The 6,745-nt window shown below is 40.5% G+C and carries 2 protein-coding genes; both read left to right on the top strand.

The genetic code is table 11. The features are described 5' to 3' along the window. The first annotated feature begins 84 nt into the window (after positions 1 to 84). On the top strand, positions 85 to 4,620 hold the full coding sequence (locus V7K69_RS05640) for a helicase-related protein (protein WP_335032153.1): 4,536 nt from the start codon (positions 85 to 87) through the stop codon (positions 4,618 to 4,620). A 181-nt stretch (positions 4,621 to 4,801) separates the two neighbouring features. Beyond that, entirely contained in the window at positions 4,802 to 6,667 is a 1,866-nt protein-coding gene (locus tag V7K69_RS05635) for a WD40 repeat domain-containing protein (protein WP_335032151.1), read from the top strand. Positions 6,668 to 6,745 lie beyond the last annotated feature (78 nt).

Here is a 6,745-nt window from a genome sequence, read left to right as displayed (position 1 = left end):
ACTCACTTAATTTCCAATTGATGATGTATCAAAAAAATGTCTTAGTTCGAGTGCTGTGAATGGATTTTTTATTGTTTGTGAGAAATCCGGGCTAACACCCATATTCGCGTTGAAAAGTACACCGGGCAAGAAAAACTAGAGAAGAAAACCGAAATTCAAAACAACCCGCCCCAAATCTTGCTCACAAATTACGTGATGCTAGAGTTAATGCTGTCTCGCACTCACGAAGATAAATTAGTAGCATCCCCCGATTTAAAATTTCTGATACTAGATGAACTGCATACTTACAGAGGACGGCAAGGTGCAGATGTCGCCATCTTAATTCGCAAACTTCGGCAACGCTGCGGCCAGAAACTTCTGTGTATTGGCACTAGCGCCACCATGTCTTCCGAAGGTTCCCGCCAGCAACGCCGTCAGGTAGTCGCAGATGTTGCTAGTAAATTATTCGGCGTAGAAATTCAACCCAGCAACGTCATTGATGAAACTTTAGAACGTTCTATCAAAAGTGCTGCACCCACCACAGAAAAATTGCGGGAAAGCATTATCCAAGGTTTACCCCCAAAGTCAGAACAAACCTTAGACGCTTTTAAACAGCATCCCCTTAGCCACTGGGTAGAGATGAACTTTGGTTTAGAAGACAAACAAGGACATCTCGTCCGCCGTACACCCATCACCCTAGAAACAGGTGCAAATCAACTCGCAAATGAAACCCAACTCAACGAGGAAACTTGCTTAAATATCCTCAAACAGATATTTCTTTGGGGAAGCAAAACTAAGGGGTTGGCATTTCGTTTGCATCAGTTTATTTCCCAAGGCGGTAGCGTTTACGCCACCATTGAAAATCGAGACAAACGACTTCTCACCCTGGAAGGCCAGTACACAACCACCGAAAACCGCTTGCTTTATCCCCTTGTCTTTTGTCGGGAATGCGGACAGGACTATTACGTGATGCACTACGATTCGGAAAAAGATATTGTACTGCCCCAATTACCCACAGCTTTAGATAGTCTTGACAATGAAGATATCAAAGAAGGCTACCTAACCCTTGATGAACCAGGACTTTGGGATAAAGAAGACGAAGAGAGACTTCCTGACTCATGGTTTAAAGAAACTAAAAGGCAAGGGCGTATTCCCGAAAAAAAATATGCACCTTTTATTCCCCACAAATTGCAAGTTCTACCCAACGGTAAAGTCATAAACTCTGTATTACAGGGAACTACCTGTTGGTTTATTCCTAAACCCTTTCTTACTTGTCTCCACTGCGGTGTATTGTACGACCAAAAGAAAAACGAATTTACCAAACTCTCTCGCCTAAGCAGTGAAGGACGCAGTACCGCAACAACTCTACTTTGTCTTTCTACCGTCAGTCGCCTCAAGCAAGTTTTTACTGGCGAGAAAGCCAAAGCCGCAAAAATCCTCAGCTTTACTGATAACCGTCAGGATGCTTCATTACAGGCAGGACATTTCAATGATTTTGTCCAAACCAGTTTCTTACGGGCAGCTTTGAATAGTGCTATTCAAGAAAATGAAAAGTTAACTCACAAAGCACTAGCGGCGGAAGTTGTCAAACAGATGGGTTTATCTCAAGCAGATTATGCAATTCAAATTGCAGAATTTGGCATTGGTAAACGCAAGAATGAAGAAGCTTTTAGCAATTTAATTGAATATCGGCTATACGAAGATTTGCGTCGCGGTTGGCGAATTGTCCAACCAAATCTAGAAGGATGCGGTTTATTAACTATAGAATACGCTGAACTATTAGCAACTTGTGAAAATACTCAACTCTGGCAAAAATACCGCCATCCAATTTTACTGCAAGCCTCACCTGCACAAAAATATTTTGTAATCAAAACCTTTCTTGACCACTTGCGAAAAAAACTGGTAATTGATGCGGAAATTCTCCAAAAAAATGGCATAGAACAACTGAAAAAGGAAGTATCTCAAGCATTAAAAGACCCTTGGACTATTGATACTTTTGAATATTTACACGAAGCTTTTTGGGCAAGCCTCAGTCCGACGGAGAAAAAAGGTAAATCAAGAACAATTAGACTGACATTTCGTGGTGAAATCGGGCGCTTTCTGCGTTCTAATCGGGCATGGAATTGGTTGCAAAAACCATTACCAGGGTCAGATTATAACGAATTAATTAATGCTCTAGTCAATGCTTTAGCAGATGCAGGTTACTTACACAAGAAGGAAGAAGAAGTCCAACTAAAAATTAATTCAATGGTCTGGGTCGCCTCAAAATTAAGTGAAATTCCCGCCGACCCTTTAATCTCGCGTCGCTTGCAGGGTAGCGAAAGAAATACTTCTGTAAATCAATTTTTTCAAGACTTCTACCAAACTAACGCCCATCAAATTAAAGCACTAGAAGGGCGAGAACATACCGGACAAGTCAAAAACGAAAAACGCCAGCAACGAGAAGATGAATTCCGTCATGGCAAATTAGCAGCTTTATTTTGTTCTCCGACAATGGAATTGGGGATAGACATTTCCGACCTCAGCGTTGTCCATCTGCGGAATGTTCCTCCCAGCCCAGCCAACTATGCCCAACGCAGTGGTCGCGCCGGCAGAAGTGGACAGGAAGCTTTAGTAATTACTTATGCCTCCATTGGTAGCGGTCACGACCAATATTTCTTTAAACGTCAAAGTCAAATGGTTGCTGGTGTCGTCGCCCCACCCAAATTAGAACTAGCAAACCAGGATTTAATTAAATCTCATGTGTATTCAATTTGGCTGGCACACACTGGCTTATACCTGGAAAATTCCATGAACCAAATTCTGGAGTTAGATTCACCCGACTGTCCGCTAAAAGAAGATGTAAATCAGCGAATCACTATGAGTCAGGAAAAATTAGCCAAATGTCTGGCAGCCACAAAACTGATTTTATCTGATACCTTCTGCCAAAACGATCTGAACAAAACCTCTTGGTATTCTGAAAATTGGTTACATTTTACCCTAGAAAATGCAGATAATGCCTTTGATCAAGCTTGCGATCGCTGGCGTAGACTATACAAAGATGCAGTTGAACAATTAGACAAAGCCCGCGACAGCACAAGTCGTTACACCAGAGGCTATGCGACCCAAGAAGAACGAGATATCGCTAAAGCCCAAGAAAAAGAAGCACTGCGACAAATTGACCTGCTAGTAGGACAAGTGCAAGGTAAAAGCAATAATCAGTTTGAATTTTACCCCTATCGTTACTTTGCTGCCGAGGGATTTTTACCTGGGTTTAACTTCCCCCGCTTACCAGTCCGGGCATTTATTCCCACAGAAGAAAGTGGCGAATTTATTTCCCGCCTCCGCAGCGTAGCTTTGAGAGAATTTGCCCCTGGTAATGTTATTTACTACGAGGGTAGTAAATTTTTGGTAGCTAAAACCAAAATCCCTGTTGGCGGTGCTGACTATCAACGGGTAAATGTCTGCTTTAAATGCGGTTATTTCCATGAAGGGGCAACCAGTCACCGCGATACCTGTGAGAACTGCGGAGCAAAACTTGTCGATAGTAACAATAATAAGGCTTTACTTACACGCTTATTATCAATGGAAACTGCGATCGCTTGGAGACGAGAACGCATTACCTGCGACGAAGAAGAACGCCTGAAATACGGTTACAACATCACCACCCATTTCCGTTACGACCAGCAAAAACGCCAATCAGCAACGGTACAGACTGCCGATGGTACAGAATTATTACGTTTAACCTATGGCGCTACGGCAGACATCTGGCATATTAATCGCGGACTGAACAAGAAAAAAAGTGAGGAACGAGGATTTAAACTTGATATCAAAACTGGTATTTGGGGCGATGCCAAAAACGACTCAGCAAAAGATAGCATTCACGCCGACGTTAACTTAATGGTGAAAAACACCTGCAATATTCTGGTTGTTGAACCATTAAGTGTACCCACAGACGAAAGAGAAGCTTTTATTGCCACCCTGCAATATGTCTTGGAAACTGCCATCCAAGCAGTGTACAAATTAGAAGCCGATGAACTCGACTCCGAACGCCTGGGAGACGGGAAATATTTGCTATTCTGGGAGGCTACGGAAGGCGGTGCAGGTGTCCTTTCTCAACTATTAGAAAAACCTGATTCTTTTCAAAAAATAGCCGATGCAGCTTTAGATATCTGCCATTTCAAAGAAATTAAAGATAGCTGTGTCCAAGCTTGCTATGAATGCTTGCTTTCTTACCGCAACCAGTTCGACCATGCTTTGATAAATCGCCATCTCATCAAACCCTTACTTGACGAACTGCAAAAAAGTACAGTGCAGATAGAAGGGATATGTCGTGATGAACAGTATCAACAACTGCTGCAACAAACAGACCCCAATTCTGAATTTGAACGCATAGTTTTACATGAAATTTATCACAGTGGATATAAATTACCCGATACTGCACAAGAATTGATTCCAGAGTCAAACTGTAAACCAGATTTTCTTTATAAAGAAGATTGCATTGCTGTTTTCTGCGACGGTTCAGTTCATGACAGCCCTGAAAAACGCAAGCAAGACCAAATTGAACGGGATAATCTCAAGCACAACACCAGTTACCATATCCTTGTCCTACGCCATGATGAAGATTGGCGAAGGGAGTTGACAAAGCTAGCAAGTCTGTGAGTGACTTTAGAGTGCTATCTTACTTCCAAAATTAGAACTTAAGCATCAATCAGTAACTAAATTTTTTGCTGATTGTGCATAAGTTCTTTTTCATTATAATCACTCATTTAAACATTACTCGCCGTTGTTGTTACAACCTCATAGATGGGAATACTGAGAGTAGTGTATAAATGATAATCTTATGTTTAATAAATCAAAGGAATCTTTACAGTTAGCAAAAACCAAGCGGCATTTAGCAGACAATTGCGAACAGCAGAGACTCATAGCTTTAGAAGAAGCACTAACTTTGGGTCAACAAGGTTTAGATTTGTTCACACAGCAAGCCTTACAGGATAATTCAGAAAAAATCCGACAATCTGCTTACTGGATACTTCATCAACACAACCCTTATCTCTGCAAGAATTCTGGAGAAATAAGCTCTAATAAACCGATATTCCCTACAGATACAATTGCCTGTGTTGCCATTAGTCCTGATAATCAAATTTTAGTGGGAGGAAGCTGGCAAAAAATTTGGGTTTGGAACTTACAAACAGGAGAATTGCTTCGCACCATTGATGCACATTCTCATTGGGTTTTATCTGTCGCTATTAATCGAGGTAGCAATACCCTTGTAAGTAGTAGCGCAGATACAACAATTAAAGTATGGGATCTAAGCAAAGGCTCATTAATTTGGGAAATCAATGCTCATTCCAACTGGGTTAATGCCGTAGAAATTACACCTGATGGCAAAACTATAGTTAGCGCAAGTGCAGACAAAACAATTAAAATCTGGGATTTAAATACAGGTAAATTGCAACATACCCTTAAAAACCATTCGGGTTCAGTTTTAAGTCTAGCAATTAGCCCAGATGGAAAAGTTATTGCCAGTGGTAGTACAGATAAAACCGTTAAATTATGGAATTTACAATCAGGAGAATTAGAGCGCACCTTGGAAGAACATTTAGACTGGGTACAAGCAGTTAAGATTAGCCAAGATAGTAGATTCTTGATTAGTGGTAGCCGTGACGGAGATATTAAGGTTTGGCAAGCACTTTCTAATACTGAAAATGAATTAACATCTGATTCTAGTTCAGATAATACAAGCTTAATTTCTAAAATTATAGGATTTATTTTTTTAATAGTAATTAGTAAGTTAACAGTAGGAGCCGTATTTTGGATTGGTCTGCCATTCCTTTCTATAGGCGACCTAATTAGCAAAAAAAATAAGCAGACAGATACATTAAATATATCTAAACTAAAATGTAGCCACTCTATTCATCAAGAGTTAACTGATACAGCCAATAACCTTATTATTAGCCCTGATGGCAAAAATATTATTAGCGCCAGTAATGATAACGCGAAGCAATGGTGTATTGAAACAAAACAATTAATCCGTACTTTGACAGGTCACTCTGGTTTTGTTTCTTCTGCTGCTATCAGCCCTGATGGTAAAATTCTTGCCACCGCCAGTAATGACTGGATTAAACTTTGGAATTTCCATACAGGTCAATTACTGCATCCGCTAAAAGGTTGTGCTGAATCAAGATTAAGCCACATATCAATTTTTCCCCTTCAAGTACAGCTTGAGTGTGGCCAGTGCCAAACCTTTAGTATCAAAGGAATCGACCAAAATGGTTTAGACATTAATGTTCAAGAATTATCATGGCAGGCAGAGGGAGGCAATATTGATAACAGTGGCTTATTTATAGCCGGTGAAAAAGAGGGAGAATTTACAGTTACAACTACAGCAGGAAGCTTCCAAACCTCTGCATCAGTTACTATTATCGAACCTTCCAGATTGACACAATTAATTATTACACCTCAAGAAATAAAGCTGGAGTGTGGTCAAGTTCAAGCTTTTAATATCAGAGGGTTAGATCAACGAGGTTCAGAAATTAGTGTAGAAAAATTATTGTGGCAAGCTACGGGTGGCACTGTTGATGATTATGGAACTTTCCATGCTGGACAAAATCCTGGGGAATTTGCAATTATAGCAAATTTAGAAGCAGTCAAAACCTCTGTTTCAGTCACACTAATTGAACCAGCCAAACTCAAAACTGGAGTTTAGACTAAAAGCGATATGAGAGAAAGCAGACCAAATGGAATTAGAGGTTAAAAATATTATCTTGTCAGCCTGAAAGCATCC

Origin of the sequence: Nostoc sp., from assembly GCF_036917775.1 — a bacterium.
In the GTDB taxonomy this organism is placed as follows: domain Bacteria; phylum Cyanobacteriota; class Cyanobacteriia; order Cyanobacteriales; family Nostocaceae; genus Nostoc.
Note: the sequence above shows the minus strand (reverse complement) of the source record. Positions and strands in the feature narration are given on the sequence as shown.